The organism is Chryseobacterium sp. IHB B 17019 (assembly GCF_001456155.1).
Lineage (GTDB): Bacteria > Bacteroidota > Bacteroidia > Flavobacteriales > Weeksellaceae > Chryseobacterium.
Window position 1 is genome coordinate 1878374 of sequence record NZ_CP013293.1, and the last position, 25063, is coordinate 1903436.

Consider the following 25063-nt stretch of genomic DNA (forward strand, 5'->3'; position numbering starts at 1 on the left):
TTTAACAATTTCATAATGAGAAATTTAAACAATTGTTATATAAAAACTTTAAAATAAATATGATACGTCAAGTTTTGGCGTTGCTCTATCTTATTTTTGTTTTATTAAAAATTCTTGCAAGGATAATCACAATTATTAATTAAAAAAATTAAAAATGAGTACAGTTGAATTAAATGATCCGTTTACAGGAGAATGGACATGCTTTTTAGAAACAAATTACATTTATGACGGTCGTACCCTTATTGATGACAGTATGTGTGACGAAATTATGTGTATGAAAGTAAATGGTAAATATTATCGAAGAATTCTAGCTGATGATAAAGTAAATGTAAAATGGTTTGGTGCAAAAGGCGATGGTGATATAAATGATAATGGAACAATTCCAAACACAGATAATCAGGCTTTTTTAGATGCTATAACATCACTATCAAAAGTATTTCCTATACATTACATGACCCCAAGTGATGAGCTTCTTAAGAAAAATCCAGTATTTGGAGGCTTTACATTGTACATTCCTAATGGTAAATATTTACTAAGTGATTCTTTAGTATTACCACATTTTACAACATTGTTAGGTGAAAGCAAAAAAGGAGTTGTCATTCATCAAATAGTCAACAGTGAGCACCTGACTCCCAGAGCAAATGTTACCAACATTACTGGAATGGCACCAAATGGTGTAGATGTTCTCATGTCGGAATCTATTGTTATCAAAAATATCACTTTCTCACAAGGTGGGATTATCCTTCAAGGAGCCCATGACTCAATTATTGATGATGTTACAGTTACCAGACTGCTTGGAGACACCACCGACAATTATAATAATAAAACGAGCACAGGTTTAAGTATAAAACTGGCAGTAAATTTGAAAATTTCTAATTTCAAAGTTAGTGGATCTTCAGGAACGGGTATTGTTTACGAAGATTCAGCCGGTAGCGGTCCAAGTACAACCGTTACTTTCAGAAATATCTGGATGAGCCACTGTAAAACAGGAATGTTAATCAATGGTTTATTAACAGAGTCTCATGCAATTCAGACTTCATGGATTCAAAATTCTATTTTTGAATATAATGAAACCGGAGTTGAAATAAAAGGTATTACACAGAATCTCTCTTTTAGAGATATTCATTTTGAACAAAATAAATATTATGCCCTGAAAGCTTCTGAAAGTGCTTCATTCTCATTGGAAAATATTTGGGCAGATGGATGGATAAGTACATTACAGAATAATAATGACTTTTTAATACAATATAATGCCAGTCTTACTTCAAATAATATTGTTCATCTTAAAAATCTTTTTATTAAATCAGGGATTTTAATTCAGGATGATTATGAAGGCCACGTTTATGTAGATGGTTTTATAAACGATCTTAAATATTACGATCAGAATATTAAAATTTATAAAACATTTGATGATATTGGAGATATTAATAAAAGGCCATTCGCTCCCATTGCCGGTTATAATTTTTATAACACATCAGACAGTAAGCCTGAGTTTTTTGACGGCGGATCCTGGAGAGATGCAGATGGCATGAATGCAGATATAAAAAGATCCGGAACTACTTTGGAAAGACCTTCTAGCAACTTAGATACAGGGTTCAGATATTTTGATTCATCCTTAGGAATGCCAATCTTTTGGGAAGGAACAAAATGGGTAAAATCTGACGGAACAAATGCTTAATTAAACTTATAAAACCTCATCAATGATGAGGTTTATTTATTATTAAATGTATTAAATAGTCCTCAATAAAGAAATCAATACAATTTGAGTCAGAACAACCACTCCAAATTTCAGCAGAAATGAAGTCTTTGAAATTTTGTGTCTGAAAATTAACATCCCTAGGATTGCGCCTATTGTTCCGCCCAAAAAAGAAACCAGCAACAAGGTATTTTCCGGAATTCTTCGCTGATGTTTTATTGACCGCCTTTTGTCCAGGCCGAAAATGATGAAGCTGAGTAGGTTGATTATAGTTACTATTAGATAAAGCATCGGAGCAAATTTAAATAAAAAAAGCTGCCTTAAAAAAAGACAGCTCAAGATTTATATCTAACAATAATTATTTTTTAGCTTTTACATCAACAGCAATTTCGATGTCTTTACTGATCATCCATTCTGCAGGATCTGCTTCGGAAGTACCGAATTTGATTCCCCAGTCTGCTCTGTTTACTGTAAATTTCGCTTGAATAGAAGCTGAATTATCTACTACATCTACTTTAGCAGGGAAAGTTACATTCATCGTTTTTCCGGATAATGTAAGGTTTCCGCTTACTGTTTTGTTAGCTCCTGCTACTGCATCTTTAGGTGCTTCCTTAAGATCTGTAACACTTGTAATTTTAAACTCTGATGTTGGGTTTTTAGCCGTATCAAAGAAATCAGGATTCTTTAAGTGAGCATCCAAATCTTCAGGTTTTTTATCTTTTTCCGTTACTGAAGCTGGGTTTGTTTTGATGGAATTCATATCCATAATGAAGTTACCAGCAGAAAGTTGTCCACCATCCACGCTAAGCTCACCGGATTTTACGCTGATTGTTCCCCAACGAGGCGCCATACCTCCCTTGTGATATGCTTTCCAGTTTACCACAGAAGCTTGTGTATCAACAGCCAATACCTGTCCTTTGCTTTCCGCTACTGTCTGTTCTGTAGTTGTTGCAGCCGTATCTGCAGATTTTTCTTTGTTACAAGATGCAGCTAAAAGACCCACACCAACTAATGCAATTACACTTAGTTTTTTCATAATTTGTTAATTGTTTAAAAAGTTTATTTTTTATTAAATTAAAGGAACTTTAAATCCTTAATTCCAATTTGTCAAAAATAGAAAACCTCATTCTATTCTCACCTTATCATACATCAAGAAAATAATTTTTTTTAATCCAGATCCCAAATATAGTAAATACAAATCATTTAAAACCAAAATCAAAAATGCCTATTTTAGCCATTTAAAATTTAGAATGAACGTTACAAGCTATATAAAACAGACACTCGATATATCAGAAAAAAGTATTAATGCTACTCTTCAGCTATTAGCTGAGGACTGTACAATTCCTTTTATTTCCCGGTATAGAAAAGACAAAACGGGAAATCTTGATGAAACTCAAATCGAACAAATTGCAAAGATCAATAAGCAGTTTGAGGAAATTTTAAAGAGAAAAGAGACCATTTTAAAATCTGTTGAAGAGCAGAATGCCTTGACTCCCGAGTTCAGGCAAAGAATAGACGAAAGCTTCGATATTCAGGAGCTTGAAGACTTGTATTTACCTTTCAAAAAGAGAAAGAAAACGAAAGCTGATGCCGCCAAAGAAAAAGGATTGGAACCTTTAGCTAAAATTATTATGAGTCAGAAAAGTAATGATGTTCATTTTTTGGCTTCAAAATATATTAATGATCAAGTTTCATCTGAAGAAGAAGCTTTGCAGGGTGCAAGAGATATTATGGCCGAATGGATCAATGAAAATATGTATGTCAGAAAAAATCTTCGCCGGCTTTTCCAACGGAAAGCGGTTGTAACGTCCAAAGTTGTCAAGGCAAAAAAAGATGAAGAAGATGCCCAAAAATTCTCACAATATTTTGAGTGGGAAGAAAGTCTCAACAGAACACCCTCTCACCGACTTCTGGCAATGTTAAGGGCAGAATCCGAAGGCTTTGTGAAAACCAATATCTCAATTGATAAAGATGAAGCCATAGATTTTATAGAAAATGCAGTTATTAAGTCAAACAACGAAACAGCGGAACAAATTTCGTTAGCTATAAAAGACAGCTACAAAAGATTACTGGAACCCGCCATTTCAAATGAAACTTTACAGGAAGCCAAAGAGAAAGCCGACAAAAAAGCCATTGAGATTTTTTCTGAAAATTTAACCCAGCTTTTACTGGCTCCGCCATTGGGAGAAAAAAGGATTCTGGCGATAGATCCGGGATACAGAAGTGGTTGTAAAATCGTTTGCCTCGATGAAAAAGGAGATCTGCTGCACAATGAAACGATTTATCCCCACGCTCCCCAAAATGAGTCCGGAATGGCAATGAAAAAGATCCGTTCTATGGTAAACGCTTATAATATTGAAGCAATATCAATTGGAAACGGTACCGCAAGCCGTGAAACCGAGTTTTTCATTAAAAAAATTGCGTTTGACAAGCCGCTTCAGGTTTTTGTAGTTTCGGAGGCCGGAGCTTCGGTCTATTCCGCGAGTAAAATTGCGAGAGATGAATTTCCAAAGTATGACGTGACCGTTCGTGGAGCCGTTTCCATCGGAAGAAGATTATCCGATCCTTTGGCAGAATTGGTGAAAATTGACCCCAAATCCATCGGAGTAGGACAATATCAGCACGATGTAGACCAGACTCAGCTTAAAAATGAACTGGATTCTACGGTCATGAAGTGTGTAAATTCTGTTGGAATTAATTTAAATACAGCAAGTAAATCCCTTTTAAGCTATGTCTCAGGAATTGGTGAAAAAATGGCCGAAAACATTGTGAATTACCGAGCTGAAAACGGTGCTTTTGAAGACAGGAAGCAACTGAAAAAAGTTCCGAGATTAGGTGAAAAAGCTTTCCAGCAAGCGGCTGCGTTTGTGAGAATTAATAATGCTAAAAACCCTTTGGACAACTCTGCTGTGCATCCCGAAGCGTATGGAATTGTTGAAAAAATGGCGAAAGATCTAGGCATTAAAACCAATGAATTAATCGCCAATAAAGAAAAAATTTCTCAAATAAGCCCTGAAAAATATATTACCGGGGATATCGGAATTTTAGGAATTAAAGATATTTTAAAAGAACTTGAAAAACCGGGATTAGACCCAAGAAAGGCAGCAAAAATATTTGAATTTGATCCTAAAGTAAAAAAGATCACCGATTTAAAAACCGGAATGGTTCTGCCAGGAATTGTGAATAATATTACGGCTTTCGGATGTTTCGTGGATCTGGGAATTAAAGAAAGCGGACTGGTTCATATTTCTCAATTAAAAGAAGGTTTTGTCTCCGATGTGAATGAGGTTGTGAAGCTTCACCAGCATGTTCAGGTAAAAGTAACGGAAATTGATGAAGCGAGAAAAAGAATTCAACTGAGTATGATTTTGTAATATAATAAAAACTCCCTGCCGATTTGACAGGGAGTATATAAAGACTATTTTTTAACAGACTTCCTGCTTATTGCTGACCTGGAGAATTCTGTATATTCTTATAATTATTTCTTAAAAATCTTAATGGTTTAGAATTATCTATAAATCTAAAGTCAATATACTGGGCATTCAAGACAGTATTATTCTCTATTTCGTATGTAATCTGCCCATCTCCGCCTTCTACAAAAACGCCCCACCTCATAAAGCCATTATCAGATGTGATTTTATTGTGTTTTACCGCGATCTCTGTATTGTTTGTTTCTGTAATTATAATACCAGTTAACAATCCTTCATTTCCGATATTTTTCATTCCTGGATTTTCAATATTATTAAAACTTATATTCAATAAATCATTACCCGATTCAATAAAAATCCCATTTTCTTTTGTAGAACGAATGTTATTATGCGAGATGTTAGCACTTTTAGTATGAGAAATATAAATACCCGAATATTCAATATCATTAAGAATATTATTTGTAACTACTGCTCCGTCTATGTTTCTCAAATTAATACCGTGTTGCCCAGCATTCTTCACTACATTTCCCATTACTACAAGATTTTTTGTCGTAAGGATACCTGTTGTAGTATTAATAATCAAAATCCCATCTCCGCCAGCAGCTGTATTGTCGATTATATTGTTTGAAATCAATACATTTTTGCAGACATAGCTAATTGTATCAGAACCATCTCGATTCTGCAGTTTAATTCCAACCTTTTTAGTATTTCTTATCCTATTCTCAGAAACAGTAAGATTTGATATTCCTGCGTCCAAATACATACCGTGTTCTAGAATTGTGTTTTCAATATCATTATTGATAATAGACACAAATTCGGATTCTTCTGCAATAATAATACCTTGAGAAGAATTCATAAAATTATTTTTAAAGATCGTGATATTCTTTCCTCCAATTGTAATTCCTGTATTGTCTTTTCTTCCTGTGACGCTCTCACTGGTGTTTTCTGCCCAAGTACTGTCGAAAGAATTCCTAACCGTGTTGAATTTGAAGATTACATTGTCAACTTCTCTTAAACCGGAAACTGCAGAATAGGTAAAGTTTTTAAAAGTATTATTTTCAATAGTAAGATCATGTACGCCATAACACAGAATTCCTACAGCTTTAGAACTTGATGTAGGACTATAATTAGTTCCGAGTCCTTCAAGACCAAACCCCATGATGGAAATATTTTCTTTATATTCACAATTGAAAATTGGCTTTTCAACTGCCGTCTGTTTTATTTTACATCCTTTTGATAACAATTTTTGGTTGCTTTGTACCAATAGCTGATCGTTAATCTGTAAAGACATTTTATCAAAAAAAGTATCATACCCCAGAGCCAATGCTGTTTGCAATCGTGTGGTAACTTCAGCAACAGTCAGAGAATCTGTAATTCCCCACCATAGAATATTGACATATCCTGTCCATTGACGTTTGTAAAAATCACTTCCTTTTTTTCTGTAAACTGCACCATCTCCATTTCCGGTAGCAGGAATACCGACCGTTGTTTTTTTATAAATTACAGTTTCATATGTGTAACTGTCTACAAGCTGTACTACATCATCATTTGGATAAGTGCTTCCTGATTGGAAAAAATCGTTTGTGTAAATCATAATTTTTGTTTTAAGTTAATTGAAGAAAACCTTTTCAGTTATCTATTAAAGCAAAAATAACAGACCACAACGCCAAAACTTGACGTATCTTTTTTTTTAAAAATAAAAAAGCACTCAATAATGAATGCTTTAGTGTCAAACAAAATAGCCGGCTTTACGACCGGCTATTTGTTATTTTTTAGATTCTTCAACGGAAACTTTTCTGAAATCCTTGAACAGTTTGCTAAGTTCTAAAGCTGCTTTACGAGCTCTTGTTCCAGCTGCTTTGTTTCCTTTTTCTGCCTGTTGGTTTGCTTCAGTAGTGAAAGCTTCAAATTCTGCGTTGATTTTTTCGATTAGTTCTTTCATTATTTTTTAAATTTAGGCTGCAAATATAAGTTTTATGGTGCATTTTGCAATAGTTACACCAAAAAAAATTAACAAATAGCAAAGAAATTATAATTTATGAACGAAAATTAACAGAAAAACAGAGTGGATGTCCCTCATAATCGTTGATTAACCTAAGATTTATATTCTGGTTTTTATTTATTTTTTAATTAAAAAAAAATTACTTTTCTTCAAAAAAAATAGTTGAAAATATTTATTTTTTTATTGTTATTTCAAAAAAAAATTTCGAATTACCTCACATAACTAAAACAAAATCAATATATTACAAACAATAAGACACTTATCAAAATTTGTTAGTTGATAAAAAAGCTATATTTTTGTTCATCTATAACACAAAAACGTAACAATGATGAAACAAAAAAATCTGACTATTAAAGACTAATTTCCAGCTTTCCTAAGAATTACAATAATTATCTACACTTAATCTTTATTATACAGAGCTTAATATCCTTTATTCGGTTGTTAAGTCTCAATTATTATTAAAATATTTATATGTATAAAAATTTTTCAGAATTAAAGAAAAATATAACCCGCCATTCTCAAAATTCAACGCTTAAAAAAATAAAGATCGCTCTGTTGGGAGATACTGCAACACAGTTTTTAAATGTAGCCCTGAAAGGAACTGCCATTAATGAAGGCTTTGAGTTTGAAATTTTTGAAGCCGATTTTGGACAGATTTCTCGTCAGATTTTTGATCCGGCTTCAGAATATTATGATTTTAATGCTGATTTTACCATTGTTTTTGAATCATCCCATAAGTTATTAAATCAATACTATAAATCATACGATCCTCATGTAAAATTTGCGGAGGATAAAATCAATCATATTGAAAAATTGTATGAAACCATCCAAAGCAGATCAAAAAGCAGAGTTATTTACTGCAATTTCCCGATAATTGATAATCAGATATTTGGCAATTTCTCCAATAAAGTAGAGTCTTCATTTGTTTTTCAGCAAAATAAGCTTAACCATTTGTTAAATGACCAACTAGCGATTAAAAAAGATAACTTTTTTGTTGTTGATCTGTCATCCATTCAGAATAAATATGGGAGAGATTTTATGTTTTCCCCAAATATTTATGTGAATACTGAGATGGTTTTATCGCTCAACGTATTGCCTATTGTTTCTCATTATATAGTGGGGATTATCTCTTCTCTTGAAGGTAAATTCAAGAAATGCCTGATCCTTGATCTTGATAATACAACCTGGGGCGGAATCATTGGCGATGACGGACTTGAAAAAATTCAGATCGGGAGCTTAGGAATCGGGAAAGCTTTTTCTGAGTTTCAATATTGGATAAAAACGCTTCAAAAAAGAGGAATTATCCTGGCGGTCTGCAGTAAAAATGACGAAGATAAAGCAAAAGAGCCGTTCGAGAAGCATCCGGATATGGTAATAAAACTTGATGATATTTCCGTTTTTGTGGCGAATTGGGAAAATAAAGCTGACAATATCAGAAAAATTCAACATATTTTAAATATAGGTTTTGATTCAATGGTATTTTTGGATGACAACCCTTTTGAAAGAAACCTGGTAAGGGAAAATCTGCCTGAAGTTTGTGTTCCCGAACTACCTGAAGACCCTGCTGAATATCTGGAATATTTATATAGCTTAAACCTTTTTGAAACAGCGAGCTTTTCAGAAAATGATGCCGAAAGAACGAAACAATACCAAATAGAGGCAGAAAGGGCAACCGCTTTACAAAATTTTACCAATGTGGAAGATTTCTTACAAAGCATGAATATGGTTTCTGATGTTCAGCCTTTTAACAATTTTTCCAAACCGAGGGTTTCTCAATTGACGCAGCGTTCTAACCAGTTTAATTTGAGAACCGTACGGTACACCGAACAGGAAATTGATGATCTCATACATTCTAAAAACCATTTTACGCTTTCTTTTACTTTGGAAGATAAATATGGTGACAACGGGCTGATCTGTGTTATTATTCTGGAGAAAAAAAATGCTGAAACACTTTTCATCAATACCTGGCTGATGAGCTGCAGGGTGTTGAAAAGAGGAATGGAAGATTTTACCTTAAATAAAATTGTAGAAACCGCAAAAAATAACGGTTATCAATATATAATTGGCGAATACATCCCGACTGCAAAAAACCAAATGGTGGAAAATCATTACAAAAGACTTGGATTTGCACCCCATGAAGGCCGATGGATCCTTAATGTGAGCGAATATCAACCTAAAGAAATATATATCACTAATAAAAATTAAAAAATGAATAACAACGAAATTTTACAAAAACTAACAGGTATTTTCCGTGAAGAGCTTGATAACAATGAAATAAATCTGACAGCCGAATCTACCGCTGAGGACGTAGAAGAATGGGATTCTCTTTCACATATTCAGCTTATTGTTGCTGTTGAAAAAGCGTTTGGGATCCGTTTCACTTCATCGGAAATTCAAAGCTGGAATAATGTAGGAGAAATGATGGATTCTATTAATTCCAAATAGATAAGTTTATATGCTTCTCAATTCATATTACTTTATATTTTTCTTTATAATATTATATTTCGCTTATTATCTTTTAGGAAAAAGCTCGAAAGCCCAAAATATATTATTACTTATTGGTAGTTATATTTTTTATTGCAGCTGGAGCTGGGAATTTTTATCCTTACTCATTTTCTCCACCGCTGCTACCTTTTTTATAGGAAATAAAATAAAGTCTGTTGAAGGAAAAAATAAAGTAAAATGGCTCCGCTTAGGGATTTTTTTAATACTGATCCAGCTTTTATATTTTAAATACTTTAATTTTTTTATTGAAAATTTTAATGAGCTTTTGCAAACATTCGGGCTTAAGGATCAATTCAATCTGTTAAAAATAATTTTCCCGATTGGTATTAGTTTTTACTCTTTCAGAATGATTGGGTATCTTTTGGATATTAAAAACAATAAGCTTAAAGAAATCCCGTCTCTATTGGATTATTCTGTATTTGTAGCTTTCTTCCCGTGCATTATTGCAGGCCCGATTGATAAAGCTGCTCCTTTTCTGAATAATTTAAAAATTAAAAGGGAGTTTTCTTCAACGGTCTTTACAGACGGTCTCAAGCAGATTTTGTGGGGACTGTTCAAAAAGCTTGTCGTTGCGGACAATATTGCAACTCTTACCTCTCCTATTTTTGAATCTTATCACACTCTAAATGGCAGCACCCTTTTTATCGGAGCCGCCCTGTATTTTATCCAGCTGTATGCGGATTTTTCCGGATATACGGATATGGCGATAGGGATTTCAAAGTTGTTGGGAATCAAGATACAGCCCAATTTCAATTATCCTCTTTTTGCCCAAAACGTTGCAGATTACTGGCGAAGATGGCATATTTCCCTTACTTCATGGCTTACGGAATATGTATTCACACCTTTGTCTATCAATTTCAGAGATTATGGAAAATTTGGATTAATCATGGCGATTATGATCAATTTTTTGGTAGTGGGTTTCTGGCATGGCGCAGCATGGCATTATATATTTCACGGACTTGTCAGCGGAGTAATGTTTATTCCTTTAATTTTAAATGGAAAAATGAATAAGAAGGTAAAACCTTCAACCGGCATCATTCCTACTAAAGATGAAATAAAAAACATTCCGGTAACGTTTGTTCTTTTTTCCCTGTTAATGGTTCTTTTTTTCGTTAAAGACATGGAAATGGCCGTAAATTATTACAGAGAAATTTTCTCACTGTCATTTTTTCAGCTGCCGAACTTTCCTATTCAAAAGGAAATTATTCTTTTAATTCTTATCATGATCATTATAGAATGGATAGGAAGGGGTAAAGAATATGGAATTAAAGAGTTGTTTACCGGGAAAAGCATGGTCATACGATGGGGATTTTATTATGCTCTTGTATTTCTGATCTTTTTGTTTTACATCGCTCCTAAAGGGTTTATTTACGCACAGTTTTAAGTTATGAGAAAATCAATTGTAAGGTTAATACTATTTTCTGTGATTCCTTTTTTGGTCATTGGTTATTCTGTATTTATTATGAATAAAAACACAGATAATTTTTATAAAAGATTTACTTCGCCGCAACAGAATTCACTGATATTGGGAAGCTCCAGGGCTGCTTCCATGGATCCGGAAATTATTGATCAGATGATTCACTCCAAATTTCCAAATGCTAAGCTGTACAACTATGCTTTTACGTGGGCTCATTCACCTTTCGGACCGAAATATCTGGAATCTATCAAAAAGAAAATTATACCTGAAACCAAAGACGGAGTTTTCATAGTAACCGTGGAACCAACAGCATTAATGGTGGATAAAAGCCAGCCCGATGATCCCGAATTTTATGTTGAAAACGATAAATCCGTAGCAAAAACTTCTATGGTTTCAACGAACCCTAATGTTGAGTATTTAATAGAAAGCTATGATTTTTCTATTACCAATGAGCTTAATAAAAAAATAAAACCTCCTAAAAACGTAATTGCAGAAGTAAGAGTTCTGGATAACGGAAAAGTAGAGGGAAAAATAATTAAACAAAACTCTCCAGAAAAGCAGGAACAGATTAATAAAATAAAGATGAATGAGTTTCAGGTGAAAATAAATAAACTAAAAGTATCTGAAAATCGTTTTTCATATCTCAAAAAAACCATAGATTTTCTGCAACAGCATGGTAAAGTGATTCTTGTAAGAATGCCTGTAAATAAGGTTCCTTATTCGATTGAAAACTCTTCATTTCCGGATTTTGACGAAAAAATATCCGAGATCGCTGCTGCTGAAAAAGTAAAATATATTAACTACAACAATATTCCGAATAACTTTATATGGACCGATGAAGTGCATTTAAATCCAGAGTCGATGAAAGAATTTTCAAAAGTGATAGGGAATGATGTTCTAAATTATTGATTTTAATTTAAATAAGTTATCAGATATTATCCAAATATTTTTTAAAACAATGGGTTAAAATCAACTCAATTATTATAAAATAAAAAAAGCCTTCCCGTAAGAAGACTAAAAACACAAATGATGAAAAAAATTATTTTTCGCCTCAAATATAAGACTTTTTTTGTTATTATATGTATAATATTTTAATTTTCGTTAAATTAAAATAAATTAGCTTTTCATATTAATGGAATTTATTAATAGTTTTACCCATAAATTAATCCTATGCATTTGATTTTTTATACCGGAAATACTACCAGTTGGAAGGATTCATTGCCTGATTTAAAAGGTTGTAAAGGAGTCATCCCCAAACCCTGAAGATGTGCCGACAACGAATGCTTATTTTTATCATTGATGAATGCTACTCCCAGATTATAATCTTTTTTAGAGTATTCTTTAACAGCTGAGAATATTTTTTTAAAAATTCCTCTACCTCTCCATTTTGGATCTATCAGCACAGGGCCATACAAGAATATTTTATAGTCAATTAATGATTTATTATTAAATATTTGATGAGGAAAAGTTTCACACATGGATTCAATTACAGGATGTTCCGGTAACGAATCGGTAGCGGTTAAGCATACAAATCCGGCCAGGGCTTCACCTTCCAAAGCTACCAAAACTCCAATGCTTTCATTTATCTGGTGCAATGTCTCTTCTGTCATATCTGAAACTACAAAACCTTGCTCTTTTTCTTTCTCACTTAACTTGTCTGGTGTATTTTTATTTTGAAGTTCGATAATTGCCGGATAATCTTTGGGGTCAGCCTTTCTTATTATAATTGATTCCATTGAATTTAAAAAATGATAATTGTTTAAAACAAAAAAAGAGAAAATGTAATTATTTAATTTTCAATAATATACAAATTCTCTTTTTATTAAAAGTGACCGCAGAAGGATTCGAACCCTCACTGTCGGAGCCGAAATCCGAAGTTCTATCCATTAAACTATGCAGCCGGTTATTTGGGTTTGAGAGTTGTAGTGTTCGAAAGTTAATGTGTATTAATAATTAAACTCTAACTCTCAACCTCTATCTCTCTAAAACGTAATCTTCACACCTCCTAAAACCTGCGCACCAAGAACCTTATATCCTTTGTACGTCTGATATTTTGAACTTAGAAGATTGTTTCCGAGCGCGAAAATACTGAAATTTTTGTGAATTTTATACTCTGCAGAAAGATTTAAATCTGCATAGCCTCCCACTTTATCATTGGTATCTTCTGTTGACTGGTACAGCATTGGGCTCCCAACTCCTTCAATTACAAAAGAATTCGTAGTTCTGTCGCTTGCAAAAATCCCTTTGAAACCTAGTAGTAATTTTTGATCAAGCATGGTGTATTTTGCTCCGATGCTAGCTGTAACTAGTGGAACATTGTATATGTGTTCGTAGTTTTTCAAATCAAATTTCATGAACTTTACCTCTCCATCCAATACAAGATTCGCTAGAGGAAAATATTGAACGCTACCCTTGATATCACCCACATTTCCATCATCATATACCGCAGAGAAAGTATTGGCAAAGTTGTATGCGGAACGGTTTAAAGTATAATCATTATCGAATAAGCCGTTAGCTTTAAAGAACATAATATCTCTCATTTTTCCATAACCCGCAGAAACGTCATATTTAAAGGTTTCTTCAATATCCCCTCTCAAACCTACATAAAAATGATATTTGGTTTCAGTGGGCTTTAAATACTGATCAGAAAGGATGAATGGATTCTGCTGTAGCAAATCAGCATAAGTATTCAATTTCAAACCACCGTCAACCCCTCCATAAAATTTAAATCCATTGGCCGCGGCAAGTTGAAATTCTGCCTGTGGAAACCAATAAGTTTTATTATTTTTAAGCTGTTCAGCCATCAGATCATTTGTATTTTTAGCATTCAAAAATGCAAACTGTGATCCCAACATCAAGTAAGAATCACCTTTTCTGAAAGTTACTTTAGGAGTTAAGTTAGTGTTGAAAAAATCAGCTGAGTTTTTATCCCTGATCGCAAAATCGGTTTTTACAGTTTCTAAGCCAACACCAAGATCTGCATTCAGGTTAATCCCAGATTTACCGATTTCAACGCCATGTTTAGAAAAGTTGGCCAAGATTGAAACCTGATTTTCCTGAGCGTCAAAATGATCTTTTAAGAAAGAAGATTTTACTCTTACATCATTTAAAATTTCATTAGAATAAAAATCATAATATCCATTTACTTTAAATTGGTTCACTCTTTGGTCCAGATCTACATCTTCGGGCTGTAAAGCATAAATCCCATAGTAATTATAACTATTTAAGCCATATTCAGCATTTACATTAAATTTTCCTTTATCTCCGTAAGAATTAAGAAAAGCACCAAGTGTGGTCGAGCTTTGTTTTGAATCCCAAGGATATTCTTTTTTCAAACCTTGAGTTGAAAGGAAATGTGCATCCAATCCCACCTCAAATTTATTTTCCAGCGTTTTTGAAATATTGGCGTCGCCTAAAATTTTTCCATAATTACCCATTCCGAACTGGATATAATTATTCTGAGCCGATCCTTCAAATTTCGGGGTCACATCCTGCCCCTGAATTGTTGAGGTTTTGAAATCCGAAACCGCAGGAACGTCTGTAATATTGTATTTTACAGGATTCTGAGATTTTTCTTCGGGTGGATAATTTTTGATCGTTTCCACAGAAGTTTTCTTTTTTTCGATCTTTTTTACTTCCGGTTCTCTTTTTTTGTTAAGAATCAGCTTTTCTTCTTTGATCTGGGAAAACGCTACCGACGAAAACCCTAAAAATATGATGGATAATAATTGAATTTTTCTGTTCATTTCTTTTTGTATTTAAGTATTAATGCAAATTGTATTAATGATTTTAATTCATAAATACATTCTACGTGAATACATTACTACACTTTTACTTTTTAATCTGTTTTTTCACCTCTTTCGCTTCCGCAACAATCTCAGGGAAATCCTTGTAGTTTTCAATGATCTGGTCGCAGGTATAGCTTGCCTGGTAATTATCCTTTAAGCCAATATAATTTTTTGCCATCAATACCAATGCTTTTGCGCCCCAATATTCTTCCGAAGCATAATTATTAGCGAGTTTAAAGATGGTTTCATTTGAAGATTTGAAAGCTTTTCCTTTGTTTTGATAATATGCTTTTGCATATAAAGCTTCCGCCGCCACGGACGTATTTGAAGACTTTTCAAGAGAAGTATAAGCTGTCTGTGCATCCTTGTCTTTTCCTGAATTCATCAGGCTTCTGGCCTTGATCACTTTCGCTGTTTCTATCACCGCCGCCGAGTTTTTGTTGTTGGCAATTACCGCATCGGCTAGTTTTTCAGCTTCAGAGAAGTTTTTCTCATCTGCATACAACTTCATTAGTTCTACATTGGCGAAGTTTTTAACATTTACATTTGAAGAATTTTTGATGTTTTCCAAATATTTTCTTGCCTCTGCATTATCGCCCTGCGCAATATAAATTTGAGCTAAACGTGTCTGTGCATCATCCTGATAATCATTCGGAACATTGGCAATTTCCTGTAAAACCAATAATGCTTTTGTCGTATCTTTGGTCTGATAATAGCTTTCACCAAGCTCATATTTAGCCTGATAAAGCCCTTCTCCTGTCGGATTTTGCGTTAAATATTTTTCGTAATAAGAAATCGCGTTTTTGTAATCTTTTTTCGTGAAATATTGTTTTGCCGTTGATAGATTAATCTCATCAATTTCCGCAGCGTCAACATTTACACCAATACTTTTTGCAAAGCTTTCGTATCCTGCAACATCACCGTTTTTCGTGAAAATTGGCTTGGCAGCCTGTACAATTTTTTCTGCGTAGGCCGTATTTTTATATTGCTCACCTAAAGATCTAAGTTCGGATAAAGCCTTATCGCCTTGGTTTTGATCAATATAATTTTGTGCTCTGTAAATGGAAGCATTGGCCACCAAATCATTATCAGACGACGTTTTAATCACTTTCCCAAAGAAATCATTGGAATTTGCAAAATCATCCTGAGCCGCATAAGCCGTTCCCATTTCATACTGAGCATCGTCATAATAATCAGATCCCGGATATTTAGATAAAAGATTTTTTAAATTCGTGATTTTTGCCTGAGTATCACCTTTAAAGCCTAAAGCCATTGCTTTTTGGTATAAAGTATAATCTGTAGCGTCTTCGTTTTTATCGTAGATTGCGATAGCTTCGTTCAGATTGTTATTGGCATAATTGATATCTGCCAGACGAAGTTCCGCATCATTTTTAAACTCAGGTTTCGGATTGGTTAAATATTGCTTAAAATAAGTTTCCGCCTGATCGAATTTTTTAGATTTAAAATAAGCATATCCTAAATCATAGGGTAATTGCTGTTTCTCCGGAAAGGTTTCGTTAAGCAGCTTTTCATAGCGAGCAATCGCCGAAGGATAATTTCCTTTCTGGTAATAAACTTGTCCCAACCAATATAAAGCCCTGTTATTGAACTCTTTATTAATATTAAACCCTAAGCTTCTTAAGAAATATTGTTCAGCTTCGTCATAATTTCCTTTGTTAAATTCTTCCGTTCCTAATAAATAAGATACTTCCTGATCCACTTTGTCAATGTCAGGAGAAGAATTTTGAAGTTTGTCGATCGCGTTTAATGTTTCTTTGTAATTCCCTGAGTATAAATAAGATTTCACCAAAAGTGATCTCATTTCGGGTGCATTCGGGTCATTTTGATTTTCATTAATATAATTTTGAATCACCGTTGAAGCGCTTTCAAACGGGTTCCCGATATCGTAGCTTAACTTTGCATACTGCTCGTGTGCCAGTTTTTTAACCTTCGGATCATAATTCATCTGGTAAGATGAACGGAAAGCCGAAAGTGCTTCCTGCTTTTTATCAACCGCCAAATAGGCATTACCAAGCTGATAGTAAGCATTCTGTGCCAATGCAGAATTGCTGTTTAGCAATTGGTTATAATAAGAAACCGCTTCATCATATTTTTTAAGCTGAGCAGCTACAAATCCCATCTCATAAAGGTCATTTTCGGACGGATTTTGCTGAACGCTCAGGTAATCTTTTAAGTGAGGATAAGCAGAAGTATAATCATTTTTCATGAAATAACTCTCTCCAATAATCTTGTGAACTTCAGCTTTATAAGCATCAGAAATATCTTCGTTAAGCAAAGCATTCCCCTCTGAAATAGCCTTGTCATAATCCTTATCATTGTAATACATCTGAACATAATAAGGACGCACCAGTTTTGAATATTTCGGCTGGTCTTTCACCGAATCAAAATACTGGAAAGCCTTATCATTCTGCCTGTTAGAATAGTACAAATGCCCCAACATGTAGGCGATATCGCCTTTTTGAGATTCATCTGCAGTTTTATAAGCTTCTTCCAAAGCATCTGTTGCTCCTTTAGTATCACCCATCATGAATTTGGCATATCCTAATTTTAAGATATACTGCGTATTTTCTTCTTTTGAAAGTTGGTATTGGTTAACTTTTTTAAGTGTTTCCAATGCTTTTTCAAAATCTTTTTTGGCTAAATAGTAATCAGCCAACGGAAGATTAGCCTGAGCAAAATAAGCAGAATTCGGATACTCTTTCATAAAGGCGGTTAAACCTTCTTCAGCATGGTTTTTCTGCAGGATTACCCCTATCACATTGTCAAAAAACTGCGCGGCTTCTTTTCTGGATCTCGACAAATTTTGATTATAAAAATATTGTCTTGCATATTCATACTGAGAAGCGTTGTATATTTTGGTCTGATAAAGATTTTCTGCTAGATTGAATCTGTAATTTTCTTTTTGGGTAAAGTACTGAGACTGTTGAGCATCGGAGATTCCGAAATACAGAACCCCTGCCGCTAGAAGTATTTTTTTTGAGTTCATTAATTTCAAATTTTAAAATGTTTAAGCCTAAAAAAAATATTGGCTGTATATTTTAAATTTAAGGTGGATTTTATCCACAATTTATCAACGAAAATATTGAAAAGATATTGTATAAACAAACGTTTTAACATATTGTTAGTTTGTGGATTATTTTTTAATACTCTTTAACTTTTCCATAAGAAATCTTAAGAAAATTTAAATTATATCAGAGAAATAATTACATTTGCTTTTTTCAAATGAAATATAGGAATTGAATGAATCAACTTTTTAGAAGAAAAATCTATTCAGAAACAGATACTTCCACGAGTCTATTGAGAGTTTTGGGTGTCTGGGACATCGTGTTTTTTGGTATTGCGGCGATTATTGGTGCAGGAAGTTTTAGTAGTTTGGGTGAAGCCGTTTTCAGGGGTGGTCCGGGTGTGATTCTGCTATATTTGATCTGCGGTTTTGCCTGCGGTTTTACGGCACTTTGCTATGCAGAGTTTGCAAGCAGGATTCCTACAGCCGGTTCCGCTTATACGTATGCTTATGCCAGTTTTGGTGAGTTAATCGCCTGGATCATTGGCTGGGCCCTTATCATGGAATATTCTTTTGGGAATATCTATGTTGCTTTTTCCTGGTCGGATTATTTTACCAGCTTTCTGGAACGTCTGGGGATGCATATCCCGGATTATCTGACATGCAGCTATACCGAAGCCAAAAAGGCCTTCATGAATGGCTCCGAAAATACAGAACTGCTTAACGCCTGGAAAAATGCACCATTAATAGGAAGTTTAAAATTCATTGTTGATATCCCGGCTTTGGTTATCAATGGGTTAATTACCTGGTTATGTTATATTGGAGTTAAGGAAAGTAAAAACTTTAATAATGCTTTGGTTATCCTAAAACTCGCTGCAATTGTCCTGGTAATTCTGATTGGTTTTGCTTATATAAATACAGACAACTGGACACCAGTTAACCCGGAAACACAAGTTGCTTCATTTATGCCCAACGGTTTCGCTGGAGTAATGAGTGCAGTGTCCGGAGTTTTCTTTGCCTATATAGGCTTTGACGCTTTAAGCGTGCTTTCTGAAGAGACAAAAGATCCGCAAAAAACCTTACCGAAAGGGATGATTATTTCTCTTGTTTTATGTACGGTTATTTATATTGCGTTAACCTTAGTGTTAACCGGAATGGTTGACTACAGAAAATTCGACGGGGTTGGAGATCCGCTTTCGTTTATTTTTGAAAAAGGAAATGCGAACGTTGCCTGGATGGAACTCATAGTTTCTTTTGTGGCTATCGTTGCTATTACGACCGTATTGCTGGTTTTCCAAATGGGACAACCAAGAATCTGGTACGCTATGAGCCGTGACGGGCTGATGCCACAGAAGTTTCAAACGGTACATCCAAAGTATAAAACACCGTCATTTGCCACTATTATCACTGGTATTGTGGTTGGAGTTCCTATTTTATTTACCGATAAAACTTTCATCTTAGATTTTACGAGTATCGGAACTATTTTCGCGTTTGTTTTGGTTTGTGCGGGAGTTTTAATGCTTCCTGCAAAAGAAAAATTAAAAGGCAGATTTCACCTTCCGTATGTGAATGGTAAAATTATTTTTCCTGTTATTTTCATTGGCGGGCTAATATTTTTCTATTTCTGGCAACCGGAATTTTTCCACAATTTGATGAACTGGAAAGATCCTAATGAAGGGGAATTCAGAGCTTCTATGTTCTTTTTTATTCTCATTAATATAGTGTTGTGTATTTTAACTTTTATTAAAAATTTCTCATTAATTCCTTTAGTTGGATTAAGCTCATGCCTTTACCTTCTTACCGGAATGAGTCATGAAAACTGGTTCTGGTTCGGGCTTTGGTTTGCGGTGGGGCTAATAATATATTTCTGCTACGGATACAAAAACAGTAAGTTGAGAAAGCTTAATTAAAAAAATTAATCTAAAATATAATAAAGGGTAAAATTGTCAATAGCAGCTTTACCCTTTATTTTTTTGATATTTTGCTTAAAAAATGGCGAACTTATTGCTTAACTTTTTTTACAACTTTAAACTAAAAATACCATGTCTGAAAGAATTAAAACTTACAAAGAATTTTATCAGTTTTACCTTACTGAACACAGTAAAATGGGAACAAGGATATTTCATTTTATAGGAACTCTACTTATTTTTGTTGTAATTGGATATGTAATAAGTTCAGGAAAAGAAAGATTTTTGTGGTATATCCCGATCTTTGGTTACGGTTTTGCATGGTTCAGCCACGCCTTAATTGAAAAGAACAAACCTGCCACTTTTAAATATCCGATTTGGTCTTTGATTTCAGATTTCAGATTGTTTTTTGAATTACTGATCGGGAAACAGAAGTTTACAGGAATTCCAGCCATGAAGCCTGTGGAATAAATTTCATTTATTATTTGATTTTAATTAAATTTAAAAATCTCCATGTTGAGAGCCTTTCAGAATGACAAACTGTGAGTAAATTATATTATAAAATAGTTTTGTGGTTTCTTGATGAATAAGCAAGATGGTATATTCAAAGTTTCGGCGGGTTTGCTTTGCAAACCCGCCGAAACTTTGAAAAAATATAATTTTAATATTATTTTAACTACCCCGTCTTTTTGCTTTCGCAAAAATCCACCCCTTCAAAGAAGGGGAATTTCATATAGCTAATACTAACCCTCTAACTTCTAACTTCTAACTTCTGACTTCTAGCTTCTAACCTCTAGCTTCCAGCCCCTTATTTAAACCTCTTCTTAAAACTAAACTTCAGCCTGTTCATTAAGCCCGGTTCGATAATATCAACCCCTAATCCGAAATTGCTATCCGCTATCATATGATGATCTGTCCTGAACTTCTCGAACTCACTTTGAGGAATCTCAAGATTAACCAAAGGTTTATAATCAATATTAACTGTTGCTCCGTTTTTAGTAATTTTTTTACGGCTTGTAAAATCAAAATATGGATTTTGGATCGTACTTTCCTGTGCTGTATATTTTTCTTCCGTATCAATTTTTTGGTCCGTATAAAGATTAATTTCATACTTTTCACTGTCGAAATTATGCCAGAAGGTGAGATCTTTATGCATAAAATCCCTTGCACTTGCCTTCACAACGTTTCGGTCAAAATACATTAGGAAACGATTATTTTTCGGGTCTGTATAATATGGATTTTCAATGGTTGAGCGATATTGAATTTTAAACTCATTCAACTTTTTATCATCACTGACAATGTCTATTGAAGCATCTTTGAAGATATTTCTGACATCCGTTCCATTCCTGTCACCAGAGTAATTCAAACTATAAAAAAGGAAATTATTCCAGCTGTCGACAACTTCCCTTTTATTGGTATTTTTAAAATATCTACGCATGGCATTGGCGCGATTTCCTTTATACGTGGTCGTCAAAACCAATTGTCCGGTTGTATTCTTGGCATTAAACTCAACTTTTTCATCGATACAGTAATACGGAAATTTATACGGCTTTCTTTCTTTTAATTCCTGATCCGGTTTCACTTCAAGATAGTGCATAAAATAGATAAATCCACGATTTTCAAGTAACCCGAACTCATCACGGATGGTAGCATCTACAAAATATTCTTCGCCTTTATGGTTAATTTTAACAATAACATGATTAAAAGTAAGCAAAGACGGCAAATAATATTTAATGTAAAAATCAGTATGGAAATTCACCAGGACAATCGAAGAATCAACACCGATATAATCAAGGATAACCTTCAGTAAAACAGATTTAGCCTTACAGTCACCCTGCTTGTTTTCGTAGGTAATAGCTGGCTCCTGAGGCTTGTGTCCATTCATTTCATCTGCATTGAAAATATAATAAATATTATTCTGAACATATTCAATAGCAAACTGAATTTTTTCGTCTATATCAGTAATTAAATTTAATTTTTCAACCAGATTAGGAGCATATTCCAACAAAGAATCTTTATTGAAAATCTCTTCATAAATCGGCGATATATAATTCGACAATTCTTTCCAGCTGCTATCCGTAGCAAAATCTATGTAAGGAAAAACTTCGCGGTTGGCATCTACGGGATTAATATAATTCTTTTCTTCAAAAACAAATCTTTCACCTTTATTCAAATAGCTTATTTCCGGTGCTAAAACATTACCGTTTTCATCTCTGAAAAAGGATTTTTTATAAGCAATTTTTTGTTCGCGGTCATTAATAAAGGTAAATTTAAAGCTTCCGTAAGCCCAATAATTATCCGGGCTTACCCAAACGTACTTTGAGAATTCTTTTCTTAAAAAATCACGATCTGTAAAAGCTTTTACTCTGGAATCTTCTAAAATCAAAACATCATAAAGACGTAAATCTTTTATGGTAATATTAATTTTTTTATTACTGCTTAGAATCCCACCGCTGCTTTGGTTCTCGCTGTCCAAAACTTTGATTTTCATATCCGGAATTTTATCAATCAAAACTCCATCCCGTAAAACACTTATTCTATGAATATTATATACTTCATTTTCTTCCACTACAATATCCATCACGGAGGCTCGTTCCAGATTTGAAGGCTCGTTCAGAGTATAGGCCATGCAAACATATTCATTGTTTTCTGTATTGCTGGTATAATATTTTTTATCTAAAAAGTAGCAATAATCCCTTCCTTCATCTATTTGCTTTTTTGCAAATTCAGAATCTTTTATTCTTTCTATAAGCTCTTGATCTTCAATATTTCCCGCCCACGACGAAGATTTTTCAATCTTATAATTTTCCGTTACTACTTGATTATCCATATTATTATTTGTTAATATTGTTTATTTGGTAAAAAATAAGGAGGTCAAATTAACTAATTAAATTATAAAAAACAAGAGTGAAACTACGACTATGCTCAACTAGACTTCGGCACAATAATTGGTTTAAGTCCTAAAATCAATTCAATAAGATATATACTTGCAAAAGAAATATCAAAAAATAAATTAAATTAAAACAAATGATGAAAAGATTTATAGTAAGCGGAATGATGCTATTGGCATCTGTCACTGTCTTTGCGCAGGAATCACCAAAAATTCCTAATCTAAAAAAACTCCCGGCAAAACAGCATCTTTTGAAAACCAAAACAATGATTATTGGGCCGAAAAGACTGCAATGTATAGGAATTATGCAAACCGGCGACTGCTATCAGGTAAAACAGGATAAAAGCCAGAAAGAATGGGAAAGCTTTCCTTATCCTATCGAGGGTTTCAAACACAAACCTGGCTATCAGTATGTAATTTCCGTTAAGGTGGTCCCTTCAAAAGTCGTTCTGGAAGGAGCAACCGAGGAATATGTTTATCTCAAAACAATTTCTAAAACAAAAGTGAAATAAATAAAAAACCTCCAATTGGAGGTTTTTATTTTTACATATTACCGATATGTTCGTGATCTTTCGGAGGTTTCGGGTAATTTCCTTTGGTTACCTCTCCTACGCTGTTTGCCGTTGTCATGGCTACCACAAGATCATTCAGCATGCCACTTGCGGCAGTCGGAGAATTCGGAAGTAAAACAAGGTTGCTTCTGTTGCTTGCCCCTATCGCATGTAATGTGTCATAATGCTGTGTAACTACGATTAATGCAGATGCTTCGTGAGAACTTATATCAACACTATTCAGCATTCTTACTGATTCTTCAAGACCTTTTGCAATCTCTCTTCTTTGGTCTGCAATACCCTGCCCTTGCAGCTTTTTAGACTCTGCTTCAGCTTTTGCAACCGCTACAATTCTTATTCTCTGTGCTTCAGATTCATATTCTGCGGCTGTTTTTTCTCGTTCTGCAGCGTTGATTCTATTCATGGCGTGTTTTACCTGCTCATCCGGGTCAATATCCGTAACCAAAGCTTTGATAATATCGTATCCGTAACTTTGCATAGCTTCCTGCAATTCACTTTTAACGGCAACCGCAATATCATCTTTTCTCACAAAAACATCGTCTAATTTCGTTTTTGGAACCTCTGCACGAACTACATCAAACACATAAGATGTAATTTGATTTTCAGGATTTTCCAAACGATAGTATGCGTCTTTTACATTTTCTCTGATGACCTGATACTGCACAGAAACTTTCATTTTAATGAAAACATTATCCAGGGTTTTCGTGTCAATAATAACATCCAACTGCTGAATTCTAAGATTCAGACGCTTTGAAATCTGGTCCAAAAACGGAATTTTCAAATGCAAACCCGCGTGGCTTACTTTTAAGAATTTACCTAATCGTTCCACCACCGCTGCAGATTCCTGCTTAACCGTGAAAAAAGATGCAAATAATGTGATTAGTCCAAAAAAGACCAGAATGCCTAAATATATCATAGTTTTAATTTTTTAATGGGTCGAAATAACTTGTGTTTTGTTAAAAAAACGGTCAATTGTACTTCTTTAAAGGTAATAAAAATAATTCAAAAGAGATATTTTTAATCAGCTGAAATCAATTAAATTAAAATGCAACATTTCATTAAAATATTTTAGGAAAAGATTTAATTTTGGGGTATAGATTATTGATATGACTGATCCTAAAGAAATATTAGCACAACACATTTCCAGACTCATTTCTATTACGGATGAACAGATGGATTATGTCTATTCACATTTCAATATAATTAAATTAAAAAAAGGACAAAGCTTAATTACAGAAGGTGATTTCGTAGACCATGAATATTTTGTGATTGATGGCTGCCTGAAAGCATTTTACCTGAATGACAACATGAAGATGTTTATCCTTCAATTCGCAATGCCGACGTGGTGGGTAACGGATTTTGATGCGCTTTATAATAAAAGCAGAGCAACCATTAATGTAGATTGCATTACGAACGCAAATATTTTATCTATTTCCAATGAAAACAGGGAAAAAATCTGCAAAGAAATCCATGAGATAGAACATTTTTTCAGATGGAGAACCAACAAAGGGTATATTGCCCTGCAAAAACGCCTGCTTTCCTTCATGGATAATGATGCAAAATATAGATATGAAGAGCTTCTTTCCCTTTACCCTCAATTGTACAATCTTGTCCCGAAACATCTTATTGCCGCTTACCTCGGTGTAACCCGAGAAACGTTAAGCCGACTTCATCAATAAATGGCTGGAAGCTAGAAGCGGGAGGCTGGAAGTTGTTGACATTGTTAAAAATATCCGCTCCAATAGTAACTTCCAGCCTCCCGCTTCTAACTTCCAGCTTCAAAACTTCCTCAATTTCGTGATCTACCTCACGTAACTTTTTCTTTAATTCGGC

General features: G+C 34.0%; 19 protein-coding genes and 1 tRNA gene. 10 read left to right on the plus strand and 10 right to left on the minus strand.

Annotation, left to right across the window (positions count from 1 at the left end; translation table 11 throughout):
• Window positions 1-154: 154 nt before the first annotated feature.
• Entirely contained in the window at window positions 155-1678 is a 1524-nt protein-coding gene (locus tag ATE47_RS08680; RefSeq protein WP_062161591.1) for a glycosyl hydrolase family 28-related protein, read from the plus strand.
• 51 nt (window positions 1679-1729) lie between these two features.
• Here the strand turns inward: ATE47_RS08680 and ATE47_RS08685 are convergent, their stop codons facing one another.
• Both ATE47_RS08685 and ATE47_RS08690 read right to left on the minus strand, forming a co-directional pair.
• The gene (locus ATE47_RS08685; protein ID WP_062161592.1) at window positions 1730-1987 is read right to left on the minus strand and encodes a DUF1294 domain-containing protein; all 258 of its coding nucleotides are present in this window, start codon (window positions 1985-1987) and stop codon (window positions 1730-1732) included.
• A gap of 67 nt (window positions 1988-2054) precedes the next feature.
• Window positions 2055-2732, minus strand: a complete 678-nt coding sequence (locus ATE47_RS08690) for a YceI family protein (protein ID WP_062161593.1) — start codon at window positions 2730-2732, stop codon at window positions 2055-2057.
• A 214-nt stretch (window positions 2733-2946) separates the two neighbouring features.
• Here ATE47_RS08690 and ATE47_RS08695 point away from each other — a divergent pair, with 214 nt between their 5' ends.
• Window positions 2947-5070, plus strand: coding sequence for a Tex family protein (locus tag ATE47_RS08695; protein ID WP_062161594.1), 2124 nt, complete (start codon window positions 2947-2949; stop codon window positions 5068-5070).
• A gap of 67 nt (window positions 5071-5137) precedes the next feature.
• Here ATE47_RS08695 and ATE47_RS08700 read toward each other — a convergent pair whose 3' ends face one another.
• Both ATE47_RS08700 and ATE47_RS08705 read right to left on the minus strand, forming a co-directional pair.
• Window positions 5138-6718, minus strand: a complete 1581-nt coding sequence (locus ATE47_RS08700) for a right-handed parallel beta-helix repeat-containing protein (protein ID WP_062161595.1) — start codon at window positions 6716-6718, stop codon at window positions 5138-5140.
• Between the two features lie 171 nt (window positions 6719-6889).
• The gene (locus tag ATE47_RS08705; RefSeq protein ID WP_027381692.1) at window positions 6890-7066 is read right to left on the minus strand and encodes a histone H1; all 177 of its coding nucleotides are present in this window, start codon (window positions 7064-7066) and stop codon (window positions 6890-6892) included.
• A 531-nt stretch (window positions 7067-7597) separates the two neighbouring features.
• Between ATE47_RS08705 and ATE47_RS08710 the strand changes: the two genes are divergently transcribed.
• From ATE47_RS08710 to ATE47_RS08725, 4 genes are all read left to right on the plus strand, one after another.
• Window positions 7598-9331, plus strand: a complete 1734-nt coding sequence (locus tag ATE47_RS08710; protein ID WP_062161596.1) for an HAD-IIIC family phosphatase — start codon at window positions 7598-7600, stop codon at window positions 9329-9331.
• A 3-nt stretch (window positions 9332-9334) separates the two neighbouring features.
• Window positions 9335-9571: an acyl carrier protein gene (locus ATE47_RS08715; RefSeq protein WP_062161597.1), complete on the plus strand. Its 237-nt coding sequence runs from the start codon at window positions 9335-9337 to the stop codon at window positions 9569-9571.
• Window positions 9572-9977: 406 nt separating this feature from the next.
• Window positions 9978-11015 (plus strand): MBOAT family O-acyltransferase, encoded by a 1038-nt coding sequence (locus ATE47_RS08720; protein ID WP_185097144.1) that lies wholly within the window; start codon window positions 9978-9980, stop codon window positions 11013-11015.
• A 3-nt stretch (window positions 11016-11018) separates the two neighbouring features.
• A complete protein-coding gene (locus ATE47_RS08725) occupies window positions 11019-11957 on the plus strand; it encodes a hypothetical protein (protein WP_062161599.1) in 939 nt (312 codons plus the stop codon).
• A gap of 275 nt (window positions 11958-12232) precedes the next feature.
• Here ATE47_RS08725 and ATE47_RS08730 read toward each other — a convergent pair whose 3' ends face one another.
• The 4 genes from ATE47_RS08730 to ATE47_RS08745 form a co-directional block, all read right to left on the minus strand.
• Window positions 12233-12784, minus strand: a complete 552-nt coding sequence (locus ATE47_RS08730) for a GNAT family N-acetyltransferase (protein ID WP_228376342.1) — start codon at window positions 12782-12784, stop codon at window positions 12233-12235.
• Between the two features lie 93 nt (window positions 12785-12877).
• Window positions 12878-12949 (minus strand) — tRNA-Arg (locus ATE47_RS08735).
• Window positions 12950-13030: 81 nt separating this feature from the next.
• The gene (locus ATE47_RS08740) at window positions 13031-14794 is read right to left on the minus strand and encodes a TonB-dependent receptor (protein WP_062161600.1); all 1764 of its coding nucleotides are present in this window, start codon (window positions 14792-14794) and stop codon (window positions 13031-13033) included.
• An 85-nt stretch (window positions 14795-14879) separates the two neighbouring features.
• On the minus strand, window positions 14880-17843 hold the full coding sequence (locus ATE47_RS08745; protein ID WP_062161601.1) for a tetratricopeptide repeat protein: 2964 nt from the start codon (window positions 17841-17843) through the stop codon (window positions 14880-14882).
• Window positions 17844-18097: 254 nt separating this feature from the next.
• Here ATE47_RS08745 and ATE47_RS08750 point away from each other — a divergent pair, with 254 nt between their 5' ends.
• On the plus strand, window positions 18098-19771 hold the full coding sequence (locus ATE47_RS08750; RefSeq protein ID WP_062161602.1) for an APC family permease: 1674 nt from the start codon (window positions 18098-18100) through the stop codon (window positions 19769-19771).
• Window positions 19772-19903: 132 nt separating this feature from the next.
• Window positions 19904-20239: a DUF962 domain-containing protein gene (locus ATE47_RS08755; RefSeq protein ID WP_062161603.1), complete on the plus strand. Its 336-nt coding sequence runs from the start codon at window positions 19904-19906 to the stop codon at window positions 20237-20239.
• 337 nt (window positions 20240-20576) lie between these two features.
• Here ATE47_RS08755 and ATE47_RS08760 read toward each other — a convergent pair whose 3' ends face one another.
• Window positions 20577-22598 carry a DUF3857 domain-containing protein gene (locus ATE47_RS08760; protein ID WP_062161604.1) on the minus strand — a complete coding sequence of 674 codons (2022 nt, stop codon included), beginning with the start codon at window positions 22596-22598 and terminating at the stop codon, window positions 20577-20579.
• A gap of 197 nt (window positions 22599-22795) precedes the next feature.
• On the opposite strand from ATE47_RS08760, the gene ATE47_RS08765 reads away from it, so the two are divergent.
• Entirely contained in the window at window positions 22796-23170 is a 375-nt protein-coding gene (locus ATE47_RS08765) for a DUF4377 domain-containing protein (RefSeq protein WP_082632547.1), read from the plus strand.
• Between the two features lie 31 nt (window positions 23171-23201).
• Here the strand turns inward: ATE47_RS08765 and ATE47_RS08770 are convergent, their stop codons facing one another.
• Complete coding sequence (locus ATE47_RS08770; RefSeq protein WP_062161606.1) at window positions 23202-24146, minus strand: SPFH domain-containing protein; 945 nt, start codon at window positions 24144-24146, stop codon at window positions 23202-23204.
• Between the two features lie 190 nt (window positions 24147-24336).
• Between ATE47_RS08770 and ATE47_RS08775 the strand changes: the two genes are divergently transcribed.
• Window positions 24337-24909: a Crp/Fnr family transcriptional regulator gene (locus ATE47_RS08775; protein WP_062161607.1), complete on the plus strand. Its 573-nt coding sequence runs from the start codon at window positions 24337-24339 to the stop codon at window positions 24907-24909.
• Window positions 24910-25063: the final 154 nt, after the last annotated feature.

What these genes read in the sequence shown, in the direction of transcription:
- ATE47_RS08690 (WP_062161593.1), bottom strand. Translation starts at nt 2,732, where the DNA reads ATGAAAAAACTAAGTGTAATTGCATTAGTTGGTGTGGGTCTTTTAGCT.
- ATE47_RS08705 (WP_027381692.1), bottom strand. Translation starts at nt 7,066, where the DNA reads ATGAAAGAACTAATCGAAAAAATCAACGCAGAATTTGAAGCTTTCACT.
- ATE47_RS08695 (WP_062161594.1), top strand. Translation starts at nt 2,947, where the DNA reads ATGAACGTTACAAGCTATATAAAACAGACACTCGATATATCAGAAAAA.
- ATE47_RS08725 (WP_062161599.1), top strand. Translation starts at nt 11,019, where the DNA reads ATGAGAAAATCAATTGTAAGGTTAATACTATTTTCTGTGATTCCTTTT.
- ATE47_RS08750 (WP_062161602.1), top strand. Translation starts at nt 18,098, where the DNA reads ATGAATCAACTTTTTAGAAGAAAAATCTATTCAGAAACAGATACTTCC.
- ATE47_RS08685 (WP_062161592.1), bottom strand. Translation starts at nt 1,987, where the DNA reads ATGCTTTATCTAATAGTAACTATAATCAACCTACTCAGCTTCATCATT.
- ATE47_RS08740 (WP_062161600.1), bottom strand. Translation starts at nt 14,794, where the DNA reads ATGAACAGAAAAATTCAATTATTATCCATCATATTTTTAGGGTTTTCG.
- ATE47_RS08775 (WP_062161607.1), top strand. Translation starts at nt 24,337, where the DNA reads ATGACTGATCCTAAAGAAATATTAGCACAACACATTTCCAGACTCATT.
- ATE47_RS08715 (WP_062161597.1), top strand. Translation starts at nt 9,335, where the DNA reads ATGAATAACAACGAAATTTTACAAAAACTAACAGGTATTTTCCGTGAA.
- ATE47_RS08720 (WP_185097144.1), top strand. Translation starts at nt 9,978, where the DNA reads ATGATTGGGTATCTTTTGGATATTAAAAACAATAAGCTTAAAGAAATC.
- ATE47_RS08765 (WP_082632547.1), top strand. Translation starts at nt 22,796, where the DNA reads ATGATGAAAAGATTTATAGTAAGCGGAATGATGCTATTGGCATCTGTC.
- ATE47_RS08730 (WP_228376342.1), bottom strand. Translation starts at nt 12,784, where the DNA reads ATGGAATCAATTATAATAAGAAAGGCTGACCCCAAAGATTATCCGGCA.
- ATE47_RS08755 (WP_062161603.1), top strand. Translation starts at nt 19,904, where the DNA reads ATGTCTGAAAGAATTAAAACTTACAAAGAATTTTATCAGTTTTACCTT.
- ATE47_RS08770 (WP_062161606.1), bottom strand. Translation starts at nt 24,146, where the DNA reads ATGATATATTTAGGCATTCTGGTCTTTTTTGGACTAATCACATTATTT.
- ATE47_RS08700 (WP_062161595.1), bottom strand. Translation starts at nt 6,718, where the DNA reads ATGATTTACACAAACGATTTTTTCCAATCAGGAAGCACTTATCCAAAT.
- ATE47_RS08760 (WP_062161604.1), bottom strand. Translation starts at nt 22,598, where the DNA reads ATGGATAATCAAGTAGTAACGGAAAATTATAAGATTGAAAAATCTTCG.
- ATE47_RS08745 (WP_062161601.1), bottom strand. Translation starts at nt 17,843, where the DNA reads ATGAACTCAAAAAAAATACTTCTAGCGGCAGGGGTTCTGTATTTCGGA.
- ATE47_RS08710 (WP_062161596.1), top strand. Translation starts at nt 7,598, where the DNA reads ATGTATAAAAATTTTTCAGAATTAAAGAAAAATATAACCCGCCATTCT.
- ATE47_RS08680 (WP_062161591.1), top strand. Translation starts at nt 155, where the DNA reads ATGAGTACAGTTGAATTAAATGATCCGTTTACAGGAGAATGGACATGC.